Below are 211 nucleotides of genomic sequence, written 5' to 3' on the forward strand. Positions count from 1 at the left end.
GAACTGCCCGACATTGCCAGCGCCGCAAGCTCGGGGCTCAGCAGGAACGGGTAGAGGACGCCCGCCGCGATCGGAAAGGCGATGAGATTGTATCCGACCGCCCACCACAGGTTCTGGTGCATCTTGTTCAGCGTGGCCCGCGAGAGCGCCATCGCGCCGACCACATCGTAGGGATCGCTCTTCATCAGCACGATGTCGGCGCTTTCAATGG

At 63.0% G+C, this 211-nt stretch carries 1 pseudogene; it reads right to left on the reverse strand.

Annotation, left to right across the window (positions count from 1 at the left end):
- A pseudogene (locus E5W70_RS33020) lies at positions 1-211 on the reverse strand (heavy metal translocating P-type ATPase); the annotation flags it as partial.

The sequence above is a fragment of the Mesorhizobium sp. genome (assembly GCF_005063415.1).
Taxonomy (GTDB): domain Bacteria; phylum Pseudomonadota; class Alphaproteobacteria; order Rhizobiales; family Rhizobiaceae; genus Mesorhizobium.